The 19,103-nt window shown below is 55.2% G+C and carries 17 protein-coding genes; 8 read left to right on the top strand and 9 right to left on the bottom strand.

The window, feature by feature from the left end; genetic code table 11:
* Positions 1-172: 172 nt before the first annotated feature.
* The 3 genes from FD38_RS00275 to FD38_RS00265 form a co-directional block, all read right to left on the bottom strand.
* A complete protein-coding gene (locus FD38_RS00275; protein WP_057730109.1) occupies positions 173-1,096 on the bottom strand; it encodes a hypothetical protein in 924 nt (307 codons plus the stop codon).
* 118 nt (positions 1,097-1,214) lie between these two features.
* Positions 1,215-1,547, bottom strand: coding sequence for a hypothetical protein (locus FD38_RS00270; protein WP_057730108.1), 333 nt, complete (start codon positions 1,545-1,547; stop codon positions 1,215-1,217).
* Positions 1,548-1,666: 119 nt separating this feature from the next.
* Positions 1,667-2,857, bottom strand: coding sequence for a hypothetical protein (locus FD38_RS00265; protein WP_057730106.1), 1,191 nt, complete (start codon positions 2,855-2,857; stop codon positions 1,667-1,669).
* A gap of 231 nt (positions 2,858-3,088) precedes the next feature.
* On the opposite strand from FD38_RS00265, the gene FD38_RS00260 reads away from it, so the two are divergent.
* The 4 genes from FD38_RS00260 to FD38_RS00245 all read left to right on the top strand — a co-directional run bounded on the left by FD38_RS00260 (position 3,089) and on the right by FD38_RS00245 (position 7,772).
* Positions 3,089-4,783, top strand: a complete 1,695-nt coding sequence (locus FD38_RS00260) for an ATP-binding cassette domain-containing protein (protein WP_057730104.1) — start codon at positions 3,089-3,091, stop codon at positions 4,781-4,783.
* The gene (locus FD38_RS00255) at positions 4,780-6,390 is read left to right on the top strand and encodes an amino acid ABC transporter ATP-binding/permease protein (RefSeq protein WP_057730101.1); all 1,611 of its coding nucleotides are present in this window, start codon (positions 4,780-4,782) and stop codon (positions 6,388-6,390) included. Before FD38_RS00260 ends, FD38_RS00255 begins: the two co-directional genes overlap by 4 nt.
* A 77-nt stretch (positions 6,391-6,467) precedes the next feature.
* Positions 6,468-7,310 (top strand): metallophosphoesterase family protein, encoded by an 843-nt coding sequence (locus FD38_RS00250; RefSeq protein WP_057730099.1) that lies wholly within the window; start codon positions 6,468-6,470, stop codon positions 7,308-7,310.
* Positions 7,311-7,421: 111 nt separating this feature from the next.
* Positions 7,422-7,772 (top strand): cupin domain-containing protein, encoded by a 351-nt coding sequence (locus FD38_RS00245; RefSeq protein WP_057730097.1) that lies wholly within the window; start codon positions 7,422-7,424, stop codon positions 7,770-7,772.
* A 69-nt stretch (positions 7,773-7,841) separates the two neighbouring features.
* Here the strand turns inward: FD38_RS00245 and FD38_RS00240 are convergent, their stop codons facing one another.
* Positions 7,842-9,488, bottom strand: a complete 1,647-nt coding sequence (locus FD38_RS00240) for a peptide ABC transporter substrate-binding protein (protein ID WP_057730096.1) — start codon at positions 9,486-9,488, stop codon at positions 7,842-7,844.
* A 522-nt stretch (positions 9,489-10,010) separates the two neighbouring features.
* Between FD38_RS00240 and FD38_RS00235 the strand changes: the two genes are divergently transcribed.
* Positions 10,011-11,609, top strand: coding sequence for a cation:proton antiporter (locus tag FD38_RS00235; RefSeq protein ID WP_057730094.1), 1,599 nt, complete (start codon positions 10,011-10,013; stop codon positions 11,607-11,609).
* A gap of 161 nt (positions 11,610-11,770) precedes the next feature.
* Here the strand turns inward: FD38_RS00235 and FD38_RS00230 are convergent, their stop codons facing one another.
* Entirely contained in the window at positions 11,771-12,904 is a 1,134-nt protein-coding gene (locus FD38_RS00230) for an MFS transporter (RefSeq protein WP_057730092.1), read from the bottom strand.
* Positions 12,905-13,156: 252 nt separating this feature from the next.
* Here FD38_RS00230 and FD38_RS00225 point away from each other — a divergent pair, with 252 nt between their 5' ends.
* A complete protein-coding gene (locus FD38_RS00225; RefSeq protein WP_057730091.1) occupies positions 13,157-15,130 on the top strand; it encodes an elongation factor G in 1,974 nt (657 codons plus the stop codon).
* Between the two features lie 52 nt (positions 15,131-15,182).
* Here the strand turns inward: FD38_RS00225 and FD38_RS00220 are convergent, their stop codons facing one another.
* From FD38_RS00220 to FD38_RS00205, 4 genes are all read right to left on the bottom strand, one after another.
* Entirely contained in the window at positions 15,183-15,482 is a 300-nt protein-coding gene (locus tag FD38_RS00220) for a type II toxin-antitoxin system YafQ family toxin (RefSeq protein ID WP_057730090.1), read from the bottom strand.
* Positions 15,475-15,777: a type II toxin-antitoxin system RelB/DinJ family antitoxin gene (locus FD38_RS00215; RefSeq protein ID WP_057730088.1), complete on the bottom strand. Its 303-nt coding sequence runs from the start codon at positions 15,775-15,777 to the stop codon at positions 15,475-15,477. The genes FD38_RS00220 and FD38_RS00215 overlap by 8 nt, the downstream gene beginning before the upstream one ends.
* Positions 15,778-15,987: 210 nt before the next feature.
* Positions 15,988-16,602 (bottom strand): hypothetical protein, encoded by a 615-nt coding sequence (locus FD38_RS00210; protein WP_057730086.1) that lies wholly within the window; start codon positions 16,600-16,602, stop codon positions 15,988-15,990.
* 218 nt (positions 16,603-16,820) lie between these two features.
* Positions 16,821-17,636: a hypothetical protein gene (locus tag FD38_RS00205; protein WP_057730084.1), complete on the bottom strand. Its 816-nt coding sequence runs from the start codon at positions 17,634-17,636 to the stop codon at positions 16,821-16,823.
* A 181-nt stretch (positions 17,637-17,817) separates the two neighbouring features.
* Here FD38_RS00205 and FD38_RS00200 point away from each other — a divergent pair, with 181 nt between their 5' ends.
* Positions 17,818-18,474, top strand: coding sequence for a DUF1835 domain-containing protein (locus FD38_RS00200; RefSeq protein ID WP_057730082.1), 657 nt, complete (start codon positions 17,818-17,820; stop codon positions 18,472-18,474).
* Positions 18,475-18,536: 62 nt separating this feature from the next.
* Positions 18,537-19,019 (top strand): GNAT family N-acetyltransferase, encoded by a 483-nt coding sequence (locus tag FD38_RS00195; RefSeq protein WP_057730081.1) that lies wholly within the window; start codon positions 18,537-18,539, stop codon positions 19,017-19,019.
* The last annotated feature ends 84 nt before the right edge of the window (positions 19,020-19,103 follow it).

Raw genomic sequence — 19,103 nt, 5'->3', positions numbered from 1 at the left:
TTCTTATCATGAATCGTTGATTTAACAACATTTCCATTGACAAGACGTAGAAAAACGCTACCGAGCTACGTGATGGTAACGGTGTATTCCCCGCGCATGCGGGGGTGATTCTTAATCGGTAGCTTTTTTTCTTCGGCATTGGCCGTATTCCCCACACATGTGGGGGTTAATTTCACCCCGTTTCCATCCCATCCCTTTGTCCCCGCAGCCACTCATTAGCCACTTCTTCAAAGAACCGTCGAAAGGCCACATAGGCGTATCCCTGCCAGGCTTGGCGATTCTTACGATAGGCCGCGGGAATGATGCGAGCGACCGCTGTATGCAGGTTTTCGAGTAACACCCAATTATGCTCTAAGCGCGTAGCTGATTGGCCGCGACTACCTAGCTGAGCTTCGGCCATGCGACAGACCGCCGCCTTGGCTTGATAAATCACGCGCGCCATCTCATAGAGTCGGGTATGGTCGTGATCGGCTAAAGCCGCCATCAACTGAGCGGTCGCTGCGGGGATACCGCCCACGGTGGTTAGCGACTGAGTTAAGTTCGTGAATTCCAAGCGGGTGAGTAATTTTTCGGATGGTTGGTCGGTGGACCGAGTTATCTGGGCTGGGGTCAATGTCGCTTGGTTAGCTTGGGCTGAATTTGATTGTGCAGAAGTGCGAGGAACCTGGCTCGTATTGGCTGTTTTAATTGTGCTTTTAAAAGATTGGTTTAAGGTCAAATGATTAGTTGGCCAAAATGACCAATCCGGCCGTGCCAATTTGGCCTGGTGGGCGTAAAGCCAGCCCTCCATTTCGGGCAAGAAAAGGCAATCACTGGCGTTTCGCCGATGCTTTTTAAGCAGAAGTCCCATTTCTTCTAATTGATCGTAGGCCCGTTGAACCGTTCGGGAACTAATGAAGTAGTTTGCCGCCATTTCAGAATGGGCGTAGTTGACGAAGTAGGACTGCCGAGATGCGTCAAAAAAGCGGCGGTCCTGCCGGCGACTGGAAAGCATTCGGTCGATGAGGGCACTATAAATGACCGCTAGAGTTGGATTGAGTTGGTGCTTTCGAATGAGAGTTAGACGAAGGGACAAGTATTGCGTCTTGATCAGCATAAAAAAATCCTCCGAAAATTTTAAGGTTATACCTTTACTAACGAAATTCTGGAGGATTTTGTCACCTAAAAATTAAAACCACCAGTCTGCAGACCAGTGGTTCATTAATAAGTTAAAGTTAATCGGCCGAGCCAATCAATTGCCCGCGAACGACGGCATCCCGTTGTTCATAGGCTAATTGCTGCATCGGCGTTCGCGGTTGATTCTCATCAACGGGTGTTAGCGTAATTGTCGAGACCTGCGAACGGCTATCACGTAACGGCGCTAAGGCTTTCAGGCCGCCATCGGCTTGTGGAATCAGCGTGTAGTGTCGGTCCCGGAGTGCCGTAAAATAAGTCTCGTAATTTTTGGTTTCCAAGTATTGAGGTGCCAGGTGGACCACTTCTCCTGTGGCGTGTTCGACAAAAGAGGGGTCAATCCAAAATGCTGGTGCTTTTAGTTGTTCCTCCATGGTCATACTTCCCTTCGATTTTGTGTGATTAATTCCCTTAGAATTAACTTATCCATCTCCAGTATAGCCAATTAGGCCCCAAGTCACGAGCAAACGGACTTGGGGCCTAATCTATGAACCTAAATATCGGCACCGATTTTTCTGTTGTTATTTTTGAGAAGTTCGGTTTGGTAATCCATGATGGAAGTTTGAATTGAATTCCATTCGTTTATAGTTTGGGTTTGTTCGCGAATATTCTGACCTAATCCATTAATAGCAACTGTATTCCGAAAGATTTCCTTGGTAATGGTTTGACTGGCCTGACTGATAGAATCTGTAATGGCTTGTTTGGCTGAGCGAATTTCCGCGACCAGTGTTTGCTGCATGTGGTGGAGTTGTTCTTGCTGATCGATATAAGTCGTGGCTTCTTGCCAAGTGGTCGCACGCCCATCCAAAAACGCTGTGTAAACGTATAAAAGATGACGCATATCATGAGTATCGTGTGGTGGAAAATAGCCGATTTGAGCCTTGATTGTCTGGGCGTAACCTTGTAAATAACGGGCGGTATCGGTTTGTTCCGCCGCCATTTGTTCAACGTAAACGCTACGGTTTGCTTGTAAGCTTTCGTCATATTTAAATTCTGTCTTAAGCTTAGATTGATTATAGCGGTCATTTTCCCGACAAAAACGGTCATCCGTTTTGGCGATACGGCGTTTTAGTGCCCGTATACGATGATTGCGGTAAAACGGAATTGGTTGGGAGAATGGTAGATGTAGTTTGGCGAAGAAATAAAGGAGGACAAAAGCGATAAAACAGATTAGTAATAAAGCCACAATTGCAAGGCCAGTCCAGGTTGAATTAAGGAATAAGTACGTACCAGTATTTAGGCTGAGTACAATTGTCAGAATAATGATTCCAAGCAGTCCGTATTTGGCGAAGCGGGTATCTGCATTATTAATTTTTTCCTCTACTGGTAAATGGTCGGTTTGGTTTTGCTGGAAGTAGGCTCTTAGTGTCGGATGCTGAACTTGCCAAGTGTAGGTTTTGAAGTCAGCATTGACCCGATCCTTTGTTTGCCGATAGTTTTGGATAAAATTGGCTGTCCGTTGTTGATGGGCCTGTTTTAAATTATCTAAAGCAAACTGAGCAGCCAGCAATTGTTTGAGATGACTGGTTAAGTCAACCATGGACATTTGTTGGAGTTGTTGAACGTTTTCAATTTGCCATGAATATTTTGGCTGATTCCATGTCGTTTGATGGCTAAACGCTTGAGCTTGTGTATAGGTGTTGTGAACATCTTGGGGAGTGGCGGAACGTAAAGTTTCTGTCATTGTGATGGGCCTCGATTCTAATTTATTGATGACAGCTTTGGTCATTACGGCTTAAATTATAGCTGAAGGCCCTGACACATTATGACGTTAGCAGTTTCTTACTTAAAAAAGTTAATTATTTTCAATTATCCCCCGATAAATCAGGAACTTACCGGATTGCCTTCGCCCGATAAAAAGGGCAAACTAGATTTATTAGACTAAAAATTATTTGGAAAAGGGGACTACAGATTAATGATTAAACGGTTATGGCAGCTCGGTGCCGCCCAACGCTGGAAAATGGAAGTTCAACTGGTAGGCCAGTGGCTGAGTCGCCTGTTAGTGGTCACGTTGGTCTGGGCCGGCGCGCAGTGGGCGCTACGGGGTACCGTGAATGCCGTTTTGCTCGGCTTGATCGGGCTTCAGCTGGTGGTCACAGTGCTTTACCTAGTCGCGAGTCGCTGGCTGAGCCGCAATGGATGGGCGGCCGCGGCCAGTCAGGATCTCCAACGTCAATTTCTAAACGCTACCTTCCGACCAACGCAAGCCACGACTAACGTGATGCAGGGCCTTCAACAAGACCTTAGCACGTTGCGGGCGGTGACCATCTTTTTTGACACCGTCATTCCCACCATTTTACAGCTGATACTGACCGGTCTGGTCCTGCTGGGCGTTGTGTTGTGGGCACATGCTTGGACCGTGGTGATCCCCGTTGGCGGTATCTTACTGCTGGGGATGGGAATGGGTCTGTTGCAAGGCCTCGGAAACCGGCAAAACTTAGCCTACATCCAAAGTTTTAACCGAATGGGCCAACGGTTTCTCGACGACTTTCTGGGGATGAGTACACTCATCATGTACCAGCGCCAACACCGCTATGCGCAGGATTTTGCGACCGATTCGGAGGACTACCGGCAAAAGACCATGGGCGTCTTACGCTACCAGCTGCAGTCGCTAACCATCATGGACTTTTGTCTGTATGGAGCAATCGGTTATTTCTTACTGGCCCAGGTCAACGCGGTGCAGGCCCACACACTAGCTTTGAGCACGGCGTTGGGGATTGGGACCTTGACCGCGGTTTGGCTAATTGATTTTCGCCAGTTCGGGTATTTCATGCATGTTTTCATGTCGACGTTACCGAAATTGCGGCACCTGTTTGCCGTGATCGACGCGGCCGCGGTGCCCCAGACAGGAACGGCGGTCGTTACGCTCGACGCACCGGTCACCCGCTTGCAACTCACCGGCACGGTGGGTCACACCGACCAGTCCTTACTGACCACAGACCTGACGTTAACGGCGGGACAACTGGTGGGGCTGACCGGCCCCAGTGGGAGTGGCAAAAGCACTTTGGCGCAAACCTTGATGCAACGCCAACCACTATTAGCCGGGCAAATACTGGTTAACGGCACCACGGACCTGGCGGCGGTGGCGCCGACCGATTGGTTAAAACACTTCGCCTATCTGGGCCCCACGGCGAAAATTTTTGCCGGGAGCATCCAAGACAACCTACTATTGGGCAATCAGGCCATCGATTGGCAGCAACGTTTGACCGACTTGGGCCTCTGTCACTTCGTGGTGGACTTGCCTGCGGGGTACGCCACTCAGGTGGGGGAAAACGGGGCTCAATTGTCACCCGGCCAACGGCAACAAGTCGCCGTTGCGCGCGCCGTTCTGGCAAATAAGGACGGCTACCTCTTCGACGAGGTGACGTCTAACATTGATCCGACTAATGCCAATCAGATTTTGTCTGTGATTCAGCAATTGGCCCAAACGAAACTGGTGCTACTGATCACCCACCGCTTAGACGACCTCAACCGGCTGGACCGACTGCTTTTCTTGACGGATCACCAACTGATAAGCGGAACCTTTACCAGTCTGCAAACCCAAGTCCCGGCGTTTGCGCAATTGGTCCAAGAACAACAACGCTTACTCAAGGAGGTGGCGACCGTATGAAGCTATTTAGACGTTTGTTAGTGACCGCTGGCCGCCTGAACTGGGTGTTGGCCGCCAGTATTTTGGCCGGACTCGCCGCCACCGGCTTCCAACTGGGCCTGTTATGGGGCGGCTTTACGGTGCTATTTCACCCCATCCCGTTCTGGTGGGCCTGGTTACTGGTCCTGGCGCTGGTCGGGGGAATTTGTCGCTTCGGCGAACAGTACCTAGGCCACCTGGCGGCCTTTAAAATCCTATCGCACCTGCGAAACTTAACCTACCAACAACTCCTGCGTTTAGCGCCCGCCAAGTTAGACGACCAGCGCAGTAGCGACGTGCTCAAACTCCTGGCCCAAGACATCGGACTGATTGAAATCTTTTACGCTCACACCCTGGCGCCGGTGATTATCGGCAGCCTGACGGCGGTGAGCCTCGTAATCGTCTTAGGGAGCGCTTCGCCCTGGCTGGGCCTGATTGCGCTGATTGCCTACGTCAGCATTGGCCTGGGCCTCCCGCTGGCCACCCATCACCGGTTGAAGACGTTGACGACCGAACTCAACGCCCGTGATTTACAGGAACAACGCCAACTGGCTGAAGCCATCACGGGACAAACGGAGCTGCAGCAGTATCAAGCCACGGCCGCCCGCCTGCACCAGCTCGACCAAGCCTCGCAAGCCTACTGGCGGGTGAACCGGCAAAAGGCCTTGCGGCAGACTCAAACGGCCGTGATCATGCAACTGATCGTGGTGCTAAGCTTAATGGCCGTGATCGGCGTCGTGGTCACGCAACACTTGTCGTTGGTCTGGGCGGTGCTGTTTCCCTTCACGTTCAGTCGACTATTGGCGTTAGGCAACCTGCCGGGATCGTTGAGTGGGGGCCTTCTCGCCGCGCAAAACGTCTTTGATTTCTTGGACGAAACGCCGCGGGTGGCCGCTACGGGGACGGCTAACTTGGGGCCGCTGCAACAAGCGCAACTGCAGCAAGTGGACTTTGCCTACCCGCAGCGGCCCACGGAGCCCATCTTACGGCACACCGACTTGACGGTCACGGCGGGGGAACGCCTCGGTCTTGTGGGCCCCAGTGGTGCCGGTAAGTCGACCATCGTGAAACTCATCATGCGCTGGTACGCGGCCGACCGGGGGACTGTCACGTTTAACGGTCAAGCCGGCGAGACGTTGGCGTTAGCGGCGGTGCGCCAAGTCATCAACTACGTGCCCCAAACCGCGCAGCTCTTTACCGGCACTTTACGCGAAAATCTAACCTTACGCGACGAACAGTTCACGGATGAGCGGCTCTGGCAGGTCTTGGACTGGCTAGATTTGGCCGTCACCATCCGCCACTTACCGGATCAATTAGACACGCAGGTCTCGTCCAGCCGACCGGTGCTGTCGGCCGGGGAGGTGCAACGCCTAGAATTGGCGCGGGCACTGGTCCATCCCAGCGAGTTATTGATTCTAGACGAACCCACTAGTAACCTGGACGTGCTCAATGAAGCCTTGATTTTAACCGCGGTGCGGCGTTACTACCACGGCACCGTCATCTTAGTGACCCACCGGCAAAGTTCGTTGGCCCTGTGTGACCGCGTGCTGGCCTTATGGGACGGACGATTGGTTCCGGCCGACGTTTGACGATTCACCGAGAAAAGTGGGGGTCGAGCGGTTCACTAACCCGCGAGTTGTGGCAAACTAGAAGGTGAGGTGTTCACATGACAAAAATTGCGTTAATTTCAGACGTGCATGGTGACGTCACGGCGCTCAAGGCCGTGGTGGCCGACGCGCAGCAAGCCGGCTGTACGGTCTTTTGGCTGATTGGTGACCTCTTTCTGCCCGGGCCCGGCGCCCACGACCTGCTAGCGGTCCTGGATTCGCTACCGGTGACCGCGTACGTCCGGGGTAACTGGGAAGATAACCTCTTGGAAGCCATCGACGGGCCGATTCAATTGGCCCGGCCCCGGAAAATCTACCTGGCCATCCTGGGCGACTACGTGCGGGCCCAACTGACGGCGGCCGACATTGCCCGGTTACACCAGCTGCCCCTGGTTCAGACTCGCACGGTGGACGGCTTGACCTTTCAACTCAGTCATAACTTACCCACCCAAAATTGGGGCAAGACCCTCCGACCGGTGGGCGACCAGCCGGCCTTCGACCAGTTGGTGGGGCCCACGGCGGACGTGGTTGTTTATGGCCATACCCACCAACAGTTGATGCGCTGGAGTAGTGCCGGGCAATTGATCATCAACCCCGGCACCGTGGGGATGCCCTATCCCGATTGGCCCAGCTTCACCGCGGACTTGCGGGCCCAATACGCCATCGTGACCACGCACGGCGTAGCGCTGCCCACCGTCGACTTCCGCCACGTGGCCTACGACGTTGACGCGGAGTTGGCCCTAGCGCGGAACCGCCAGTTGCCGTATTTGACGATGTACACCCAGCAACTCCGCGAGGGGATGGTCAACACCCACGACGCCACGGCGTTGACGCAGTTGACCACCCAGCTAGGCTATAATCGGCGGTTGCAGGCCATTTTAGCGCGGTTGCATCAGGATTAACGTTCGCCCGGCATTGAAATGTCGCGGTAAAAGGGGCATCCTTAGAGGTAACGACTGAAACCGATTTCATTAATCCGTCGGTCGACGCCAAATTAGAGGGGGATGCTCAGAATGTTTTTTAAAGCAGAAAATTTAAAGTTAGAACGGGTCGACGACAACACGCTACGGCAGGTCGGTGCCCACGGGGAGGGGCTCATGGACGCGCTGGTGATTTTCGAACACGCGGTGCCCGCCGACACGCCGATTCCGTTTCACCACCACGTTCATGTGCAAACCACGTACGTGTTGCGCGGGGCGTTTAAGTTTGCGGTCAAGTATCCCGACCACACCGAGGTTCAGGAGGTGCACGCCGGCGACAGTATTTACTTCCCCAGCGACCACGCACACGGCTGCATCCCGTTAGCCGACGATAGCCGGTTACTGGACGCCTTTACGCCAATCCGCGAGGACTTCTTACGTTAAACACAGCATCACGAAAAGGCGCCACCCCGAGAGAATGCGGGATGGCGCCTTTAATGTGGGTTGGCAACATTAGGCTTGGCCCATGTAGGCGTGGGTGAAGTCAAACGGCACGCCGGCGGGGTTGTAGATGATGCCCTTAACGGTCGTGCGGAGGAGTTGCGACTTGGCCTGCTGGAATAACGGAATCGTGGCTTGCTGGGTCATCAGGACCTTTTCGGCGGCCACCAGCTTTTGCCAGCGAACGGCCGGTTGGTTGCCGTCCTGATTATCGGCCTGGTCCATCAACCGGTCGAACTGGGCGTTGGTAAAGCCGGTGATGTTGTCACTGGTGTGTGTCAGGTAGTTGTCCAGAAATTCGTTGGGGTCGGCCATGACGGACTGCGCGCCGCTCAACGTGAGCTGATAATTCCCAGCGCTTTGCTGGTTGATCAGTTGAACGTAGGGCACCGCCTTGACCGCGATTTTGACGCCCGGCAACTTTTCCAGCGAACTCTGGAGAAATTCGGCCGTCTGCTTGGTGGCGTCCACGTCGCCCACCGACAGCGTGAGGTGTAACTGGTGGGTGTGGGTGGCCTGATAGCCCTGTTTCAATAACGCCTTGGCTCGGGCAAGGTCGTAGGCGGTCGCCGACTGGACCACGGCCTCGCGACTAAAGTCCTCACCGGTCTTAGGATTCTTGCCCATCCCCACGGGCACCAACCCGCTCGAGGCCACCGAACCGTCCTGCAAAACGTTTTTGACCAGTTGTTGACGGTTGATGGCCGCCGATAACGCCTGGCGAATTTTGACGTTCCGCAGGGCCGCGACCTTCTTTTGGTTCAAGTCGAGGCGTTGGGTGCCGGTGGGTAGGCGTTTAACGAAATTAGGATTATTCAGGTTGTTTTTGACCTGCTGGCCACTTAACAGCGTCTCGTCGGCCTTCTTGGCGGTGAACAGGTTGTAGCTGGTGGTGGTGCTTTCGTTGACCTGGTAGTTGATGGCGGTTAGATGGACGTTGGCGTGGTTCCAGTAGTGCGGGTTCTTCGCCAGCGTCCAGGTCTTGCCGGTCCCGTTCCACTTGGTCAGTTGGTAGGGGCCGTCGGAAACCACGCGCGCCGACGACGTCCCGTAACGACTGCCGTACTTGGCGACCACCTTGGCGTTTTCCGGGTAGAAGAGCGGCCAGGCCAGTAAAGTCTTCCAGTAGGCCACCGGCTTGGTCAGGTTGACCACCAGTCGGTACTTGCCCTGCGCGTGAATCCCCAGTGTACTGGCGGGCAACTTGCCAGCGTTAATGGCCTTGGCGTTGACCACCGGAAACAGGTAACTTTGCATCTGCGCGGCCGTCTTGGGCGTCAACGTCCGCCGCCACGAATACACGAAGTCTTGGGCCGTGACCGGGTCGCCGTTGGACCAGCGGGCGTTGTGCCGCAGGTCGAAGGTGTAGGTCTTGCCGCCGTTAGACAGGCGGGTGTGCGTGGCAATCGCCGGTTGGGGCCGGCCCTTAGCGTCTAAGCGGTACAGGCCCTCCTGGGTGTTTTGTAACATGGTGAAACTCACGGTATCGGTGACCTTGGACAGGTCGGACGTGGAGAGTTCTTGGATCTCCGTCCAGTTTAACGTCTGGTTGGCCGCGTACTTGCCGTGGCCGTTGTGACCGCTGGCCTGTTGCCCACACCCGGCGAGGGTCAGGAGGCCCAGTACCGCGAAACTAAGGTATAACTTGTGTTGAATCATGAACGCCATCTCCTCTGCAAACTAAAAAATCGTCGCCATGTTGCGTAAACATGAGGACGATTTCCCGTGGTGCCACCCCGCTTTGGACTGAACTCACGCCCAGCCGCTCCGTAACTTCTGTTGCCAAAAGTCGGTGACGGTAACGGGTCACGGCGTCGGACGACCAGCTGGCACCGATCGTTAGCTCTCAGGTTCATCTTCGGTTAACGGCCGGGGACCTCCTTTGCAGCTACCGGAGGCTCTCTTGGCGGGGGCGGTTAACGTACTCTTCCTGATCTCGCGTTCAACTGTAAAACTTGTCCCTTAGGGTAGGCCGGTTGCGGCCGGGTGTCAACGCCAAAAATTCGATAAGGGTCTGAACTACCGGGGCCGCTGGAACGGGCTATTATAGAAGACTGGTGTATAAATCATTTAATATGTTTTTTTGCTCGCCGTCCCAAGACCTTGCATCCCCGGGATGAGCGGGGGTGTGGTATATTTTAGTTAATTAAGTAACCATGCTATCAAGGGGGACGCCTGTCAATGAGCCAAATGATTTCAACCTTTATTCTGGTCTTGGTCGCCGTGATCAGTATCTTTCTGTCCCAAGCCTTTCCGCGCATCTCGGTCAGCTACATCAGCCTGGTGGGCGGGGCCATCATTTACCTGATTCCGGCGTTGGGACACCACGTGGCGGCGTTTAACTCGGACATCTTCATCGGGATGGTCGTGGCGCCGTTGCTGTTCTTCGAGGGACAGGCCACGCGGTTAAACGCGGTGGGTCGCGAGTTTCACCATATCCTGCAAACCACCGTGGTCCTGGTCATCCTGTGCCTGATCTTAGCGGGCTTTGGCGTCTGGGCGGCCGCCGGGGTCAGCCTGCCGCTGGCCTTCATCTTGGCGGCCATCAGCACGCCCACCGATGCTACGGCCATGGAGTCGGTGACGAACGGCCTGCGGAGCCCGCAAAAGGAGGGGGTCTTCCTCAAGATGGAGTCGCTGTTCAACGACGCCTCTGGGATCATCCTGCTGAACATGGCCGCGCTGTGGTACGTCAACGGCTACATCAACTACCAAGAAACCATCGTCGACTTTTTGATTTCGGCGGTCGGTGGGGCGTTGTTCGGGTTCGTGGTCGCCTGGGCGTTGACCCTGTTTCGACAGCTGCTGATGCGGACCTCGTACAACCCGTTAAATGCGCAGATCCTGTTGTACGTGATCACGCCGTTCGTGTTGTACTACGCGTCGGAGGTCATCCGGGTCTCGGGGATCATCGCCGTGGTCTGTGCCGGGCTGGTCAGTAACGCGGAGGCCCAGCGCAGTCGCCTGCTGAATTCGCGGCAGATTCACCTGGGACTCGACTTGGAAGACATGATCACCGAGATCTTTAACAGCATCGTCTTCGTGGTCCTGGGCTTCATGTTCCTAAAAATTATCGCTGATGACCGGATGACTACGGCTTCTCTCAACTGGTTGGTCATCGGTGTCCTGCTGTACGTGATCAACGTGGCGGTCCGGTACGCCTTTGGTCGCTTGCGGCTCCACTTCAGTAACCGGTCCGGCTGGATCTTTGCGCTGGGCGGGGTCCACGGGGCCGTCACGTTGGCGTTGGCCTATACGCTGGCCGACATGCCGGTACGGCACGGTGATTTCAACCTGGTATTGATGGCCGAAAGCACGTTGATTATTTTGAGCCTACTGGTGCCGACCGTGGTCTTTCGGTTCCTCCTTCCCAAGGACGTGACCAACCGGGACGCGGCGCACGAGTTGGACCAGGTACGCACGACCATGGTGCACCAGGCCATCGAGACGGTCCAGAAGATGTACCTGCCACCCAACGTCAAGGCGTCCGTGATCTTTGACCTGCAATCACAGAAACAAAAGACCCGGGTGCGCGACTTCACCAAGGCCTGGCTGGAGGTGGTCCGGCATCCCGACTTTACCGGCGCCGAAAAGGAACTGGAGATGCGGGCGTTCATCACCGCCTTCGCTCAGGAGCGGCAATACCTGGACATGATTTCGCAAAGTGAAGTCAAGTATCAAGATTTCGTTTTCCAACTGTACAACGAAGTCCTGCTGGCCGAATCGCTGGTGATTGGCCCGGCCATTGACCGGCACGAGGAGGACCCGAACGATATTTAATAAAGAGTGCGACAGAAGGCGGTTAGCTGGCGAGCATGAACGACGGTTCGTAAGGCGGATAATCCTGAACCTGGATTATCCGCCTTACGGGGTTAAGCGGAACCAGCTGCCTTTTGGCGCAGGTTTTGGCACCAGATATTCGGAGATGAAACATATTAAGATTAGCGACTTAGGCGTAAGCCCACCATGAGGGTTAACCCGCTGAGGAGACCCAGCACGCCTAAAACGGGTAACCAAGTCTGGGTCACGTCGTACAGGTTTCCCAAAATCACAGGGCCCGCGGCGGCCAGCAGGTAACCCACGGATTGAGCCAGGGCCGAGCGGCGGGCGACCGTGGTCACCACCGCACTACTGGTGGCGATGAGGTTTAAGGCCAGACTGAAAATCAATGCGGCGGTAACCCCCAGCACACCGGCGGCGATCCACCAACCGGCGCCTGGCCAAAACAGACTGAGAAGTCCCACCAGATACCCACCCCCCAAGCCCCAGAGCAAATGGCGCGGGTTGGTCACCCAGTTTAAGACCAGCGCGGCGGGGATGCCCACCAGTTGGAAGACGGCCAGTAAGTTGCCGGCCTGCGTAGTGGTGGCGCCCAGGGCGTGAAAAATATCGGGGAGCCAGGCAATCAGACTGTAAAAAATCAACGACTGTAGGCCCATGAACACCGTTAATAACCGGGCGGTGCGGTCGCGTTTTAAGAGGGACAACGCGTTTCCGTGCTTACTTGTGGTGGGGGACTGACGAGACGGCCGCGGGAATCTGACCCAGAGAGCCGCGACTAAGGTAATGGCGGCGGGCAACGCAAAGCTGCGTAAGACGGCCGCCCAGCCCCAGCGTTGGGCCAGCGGCATCACCAGGGCGGTGCCGCAAGCGGCGACCACGTTCATGGTGACGGCGTAGGCACTGGTCAGCTGAGTCGTGGCGGCGGGTGACGAACTGGTCTGCGCCACCATGATGGGCACCAGGACGTTCAACCCGGCGATGGCGAGTCCAATCAGGAGGGTGCCGCTCAACAGCCAAACGACGTTGGTTGGGCGTAGGAGGTTGGCGAGGACTAGTAGCCCGGTCGCCGTGACCAGTAGGGGTTGCGCACCAAACCGCTGGTATAACCGCGGCGTGAGAAGTGCCCCGCCGGCAAAGCAGAGTAACGGCAGGGTGACCAGCAGGGCGGTGGTGGCGCTGGTCACGTGTAGCGCCCGTTGGATGGTCCCGAACAGGGGCGTAACGGCGGTGACGGCTAGGCGGAGGTTCATGGCGGTCAGTAGAATTAAAACAGTTTTAGCATTTTTGGTCATAAAAAAGACACCCCTTTAGGCTCTTCCAGCCTAGCAGCAGTGTCTACTAGTAACATGACGAACGCGCGGTTCGCTATCGGAATTGATTTGATGAGGTGAGTATACCCGAATTAAAACGGCTTGGCAACCGTGGTTTTAGAACTGAGTCGGGACGTAATCGGTTAAAAGTGTCGCAATCGCGGGGAATCTGCTAAACTAAAACGAGAGCTCTTTTTTACAAACCGACTAATTAAACTTAAAGGAAGTCATACTATGACACACATCGTAACGGGCATCGTGGCCCACGTCGATGCCGGCAAGACCACGTTATCCGAAGCGCTCCTGTACCGCTCCGGTGAGTTACGCCAACTGGGTCGCGTCGACAACGGGGATGCTTTTTTGGACCCCGACGAGCTGGAAAAACAGCGCGGCATCACCATTTTTTCCCACGAAGCCAATCTCCAGTATCACGAGCTGAAGCTGACCATGCTGGACACCCCGGGACACGTGGACTTCGCGGCCCAAACCGAACAAGTCCTCAGCGTCTTGGATTACGCCATCCTGGTGGTGTCGGGGACCGACGGCATTCAGGGCTACACGCGCACTTTGTGGCGGCTACTGACGCGCTACCACGTACCGGTCTTCATCTTCGTCAATAAAATGGACGTGACCGGCACCGACCGGGATCAAGTTTTGGCTCAGCTCCAGGCCAACTTTGCGGCGGGCTGTCTCGACTTCACCGCCACGGACGGGTTGAGCGAGGCGACCATCGAGGACGTGGCTTCACAAGACGATGATGTGCTGGCCGACTTTTTGGAGACCGGGCAACTCAGTGACGACACGGTTCGGCAACTGATTCAACGCCGCAAAGTCTTCCCGTGTTATTTCGGGTCGGCGCTAAAGGTTGACGGGGTCGATGCCCTGCTAGCGGGGCTGGACCACTGGACCGCCGCCACGGCCTATCCCGCCGAGTTTGGCGCGCAGGTCTTTAAGATTTCGCATACGGACAAGCACGAACGCCTGACCTGGGTGCGGGTGACCGGCGGCGAGCTCAAGCCAAAAGACGTGGTCTTGGGCGACCAAAAGGCCAACCAACTCCGTCAATATAACGGTGAAAAGTTTACCGCCCAACCGGTGATCCACGCCGGCGAAGTCTGCGCGATTCCGGGACTGACCGCTACCCAGCCGGGGCAGGGCCTCGGCAACCAGGCCAACGCCGAAACGCCGGCCATGCAACCGGTGCTGACCTACGCGTTGGACCCGCAAGCCGAAGATCTCCACGCCTGTTTGGCCGCGTTACGCGAGCTAGAAGACGAAGACCCGCAACTACACGTGTCGTGGTCCAGTCAGCTACAGGAATTACGCGTCCAGATCATGGGCGACGTCCAACTGGAAATTCTGCAACAGATCTTAGCGGACCGTTTCCACCTGACCGTGGGCTTCGATGCCGGCAGTATCCTGTATCGCGAGACCATCACCCACGCCGTCGAAGGGGTCGGGCACTTCGAACCCTTGCGGCACTACGCCGAGGTCCACGTGCTGATGCAGCCCACGCCGCGCGGCAGCGGGCTAACGGTGGCGGCCGATTGTAGCTTAGAGGTCCTAGGGAAAAACTGGCAACATCAGGTCTTGACTAATTTACAGGCCAAGACTCAACTGGGGGTCTTGGTGGGCGCACCGCTGACCGATGTGCGAATAACCCTGGTCACGGGCCGCGCCAGCATCGTTCATTCGGTGGGCGGGGACTTCCGCGAGGCCACCTGGCGTTCGGTCCGGCAGGGCTTGATGATGCTGAAAACGCAACAGCAGTGTCAACTGTTAGAGCCCTGGTACCGGTTCCGCCTCGAGGTGAGCCAGGACCAACTGGGCCGCGCCATGAGTGACATCCAACGCTTGCACGGCGAGTTCGATACGCCGGATAGCACCCCGAACGCCGCGGGCCTAGTCGCCTTGACCGGGGTGGCCCCGGTCAGCGAAATGCAGGGGTATTCCCAAGAGGTCCGGGCTTACACCCACGGCCAGGGCCAGCTGGAATGCCTGATTGACGGCTACCGGCCGTGCCACAACGCCGCCGAAGTGGTGGCGGCTCAGGCCTACGACCCGGTGGCGGATTTGCCGAACACGCCGGATTCGGTGTTCTGTGCCCATGGCGCCGGCTATCCGGTCAAGTGGGACCAGGTCCCATCAATGGCCCACGTGCCGTACGCGTATACGGCCGCGGAATTGGACCAGTTACCATCAGATTAAGAGTAATGAAAAATCACGCTTGAACGGACACGAGTTGTCGGTTTAAGCGTGATTATTTAGCTAGAAGGTCTTGATGGGACCCGGTTTCAATCAAAATTAAGGTAAGGACTTGGGCTTTAACCTGATATTCTAGCAGCCAATTGGGTTCCAGATGAATTTCTAAAATTCCCTGTTTATCACCGGTTAAATTGTGTAGGTGATACTTGGTCAGCAAAATCTGGTAATCATTAGCGAGAATATGGGCAATTGCTGTATAGAGTTTTTCCATGGGATAATGTTTTTTGGCGAGACGTTTAAATTGTCGATTATACTTGGGGGTTGGCAGAATGGTCCATGCCGAATCATCACTCATGTGGGTGCTGGGCCTCTTTTTCGATTTGACGAGCGTGAGCAAAGTATTCACTAGGCGTATAAGTTTTTAATTTACCCTGAGCAGCCAATTTTTCGGCTTCCTCAGCTTCAGCCTTCAGCCGGGCCGCTGGCGTTTGAACCTGGAACGGAATTTTTCCCGTGGCAACGACTTCTTTGAGGTAAAGATTTAGTCCTTGAGACAGGGTCAGTCCCATATCTGCAAACGCATTTTGGGCTTCTTGCTTTAATTCGTTGTCCGTTCGGAAGATGATTTTAGCGCTTTTGGGTTCTTGCATAGTTTCACCTCATTTTTAAGCTGATTATAGCAGGTTAGGTGGTGAAAAGCACCTGATGTCTATACAAGTGTTTTTATAAGCGGGGCAATTTAGACGGAGTTGGACCAGTTACCATCAGCTTAAATCTAAAAATCACGCTTAAGCGGCCGTGACTGTCTAAGCGTGAATTGAAAAAGCACTGTCTCGCCGCCTAGGCGCCGGGATGGTGCTTTATTTGTGTGAACTTTCTTCGGTAATTCGGACAAACTTATCCTTGTTGAAGAGTTTGCGGTAAGCCAGCGGGTGCAACCGGGCAATCCAGAACGTGTAACCGAAGCTAGTGAACGAGGCTAAGGCCCAGATGATCCAGCTGGTGTGCGCCCCGTCAATGAACCGACTAAAGCTAAAGAGGTCGGCTATCACTTCTTCTAGAAAAACGTCCCAAATTTTGACCGGGGTTAGGGGTTCGTGAAGATAGAGGGCCTCAATCAGGATTTGCACCACCAGGACGAGCAACCAGCCGTACAGGTAATGCCGCCCGCCCTGAGCGGTGATCACTTTTTTGTATAGGGGCACTTCCTGGCCGGTGGCATCCCGGAAAAAAGTATTGGACGTTTCTTCCAAACGAACCTTGGTGTGACTGGCCTGATAGTAACCAATCGCGATGGAAAATAGAATCAAGCCGCCAACGATCAAGAGGTTAGTCCGGTTGAAAACGAACGTATTGAAAAATTGATAAAGCGTGGAAAGTGGAATAATCCAGAAACTGATACGGGTAATCTTACTGAATTCAAATTGGTCGTGAATGAAATAAATTAAAATAATTGCGATGATAAACGATGTCATGCTCACGTCATCCCCTTGTTAAATGATCATAGCATATTTATTTCATGAGGGGACTTTAATTTAAACATGATGAATTTAATTTTGGCGTGCGTCGCTGGAATCATTAGTCACCAAAAGTGGGCGGCTAATCCCCGGGGGACGAGTTTCTTCATGAAATTAACCCGTAAATAAACGCTCAACCTCCCAAGTACCGGTGCTTGGAAGGCTGAGCGTTAGGATTATGCGGTTGGTTGCAGGTAGATGAAGACGGCTCCTTGATTGATACCTTCATCGGTTTCGGTCGTGTGAATAGCCACCCCGATGTGCCAGCCCGCAAACTTGGCGCGCTGGCTAGCGGGATACCCCGCCGCACTAAGTAGGCGCGCGTATTGGCTAGGATCGATGTGTTGCTGATTGGCGGTATTGACGCTTTGCAGGCGAATCAAGCGCCCACTCGCACTCGTGGTGGGGGATTCTTCACCATCCGTGGTGTCGGCGGCTTGTCCGGCCGCTTGAACCAGGTTCTGGTCGTTTACGGTCCCGGGAAAGAGTGCCCGGATAGTTGCTGTGTAGGCCGGTGCGTGTTGAATGTCGTACAGGTATTGCCGGTCGTCGGGGTCTAAGTCGTTGGTGTCCACCGTCGTGGTCGTCTGCTGGGCCGTGGCTGGTGTCGGCGTGGTACTTGACTTGGCGGCGCCTTCCTTGAGGTACCCGTGCCAGATCCAGCCCTGTAGCGTTCCGTCCGCGCTAACCACGTGATAGTAGATGGCCGACACGTGCTTAGCCTTTTCGTAAAGCTTCTCGTGGGCGTCGGTGTACCAGGTCACGTGGGTGGTTACGTCATTGTTACCGTAACGCAGGCCTAAGTGTTTAGAGTAGCGAGCCCCCCGGGTGGCCGTCATGGCGTGGCGTCCCATCGACCGCCGCCAAATTAGCCGGACCGAATTTGACCGTTGTGCGGAATACTGTTGGCTGGCCGCAGCCGTCGTGGTTAAGCCGGTCCATAAGCCGAGTCCTAAGCCTAAGGCCAGGGTCCCCTGAATCAATTTTTGCATGCAAATCATCCTCCCAATGAATCTAAACCTAGTCTACACTTTTGCGGGCTTAGTGATTAAAAGGTGGATCACTTTATGAAAATCTTTATAGGGGATTTGGCGTTGTCAGGCCGTTAACCCGGGTTTGGGGTCGCCAATTTAGTAGACTAAAAGAAACGGACTGAAGGAGACAATCGACATTATGAACATCACGTTTAATACCGCGTTTGCGGAACAGCTGCGAGCCGCCGGTCATGCGGTTTTGGCCTTGCCGCTGGCACTTCAAGTCGGCAACCTGAAACGGTTAGCTGACCCGCAAGACGCCTTTTGGACTGATTCCGGTCAGGCGTTTCAACGGAATCAAGCGCGGGTGCGGCAATTGAAAAAGGTGATCGCCACGGGTGACGCTTTAACCGTCTGGGTCAGCGACACCGCCGATGACCAGCTGGGGTATTGGTGGCTGTGTTCGATGTTGGGCGCGGCTTCGAACCGGCTCACCCAGGTCACCGTCCCGTTGATGGGGCCGGGGCCGACTCTGGGAACCTGGCAAACCTGGGCGCATTTAGGCGAAGTCGTCTGGCCACTTAAGCGGGTCAACCGCCGCGACATCGCAGTCACGGAGCGGAGCGCGGCCGGCGTGGCGTGGTCAGGGATGGTGCGGCAAGCCAGTGCGTTACGGGTGTTACTCAACGGAAACCTGGTCGCGGTGCCCGTGACGTTTTACGACAACTTACTGCGCGCCCAACTGCGGCCGTCCCGGTCGCTGCGTCAGGTTGCCGCAGCCACCTGGTTAAGGTTACCGAGCGGCCCGCCAATTTGGTGGTACGAGTGGCGGCTAGCCGCATTGAGACGGGGGTAAGGGACTTTCTTTACGCCCCGATAGTTGCTAAACTAACCCCATGAAGAAAGTGAGGGGGTTCCATGCAAATTCGTCCCATTCAACCGGCCGATGATTCGGCCCTGTACCACATCATTCAAACGGACCTGCAAGCGGCGGGTCTGGCGTTACCCGGGACGGCCTATGATGATCCGGAGTTGGCGACGCTCAGCCAATTCTACGCCGCCCAGGCTAACCGGCAGTATTTCGTGGTGGTCAACGCCCAGCGAGAAGTCGTCGGCGGGGCCGGAGTAGCGGCCTACGACGCAGCCAATGGCGTGGCCGAACTGCAGAAGCTGTACTTGCGGGCCGATGCGCGGGGGCAGAGCTTAAGTTACCAACTGCTCCAGCACGTGGAAGCCTTTGCCCGGCAGGCTGGGTACCGCCAGCTGTATCTCGAAACGCACCACCGACTGGCTGCGGCCCTGCACGTTTACCACCGGGCCGGGTTTCGCTTATTAGCGGGGCCGTTACGGGTCGCCGAACACCCGACCATGGACCGGTTCATGGTCAAAGACCTGGGTTAACGCACCGCTACGCTGAAGGGAACAAAAACCAACGGCCCACCTCACCGACCATGACAGGTCAGCGGGGTGGGCCGTTGCTTTAGG

It is taken from the genome of Levilactobacillus zymae DSM 19395 (assembly GCF_001434115.1).
Classification (GTDB): Bacteria; Bacillota; Bacilli; order Lactobacillales; family Lactobacillaceae; genus Levilactobacillus; species Levilactobacillus zymae.
The sequence above is the reverse complement of the archived record's forward strand: the minus strand, read 5'-3'. Positions and strand labels throughout refer to the sequence as shown.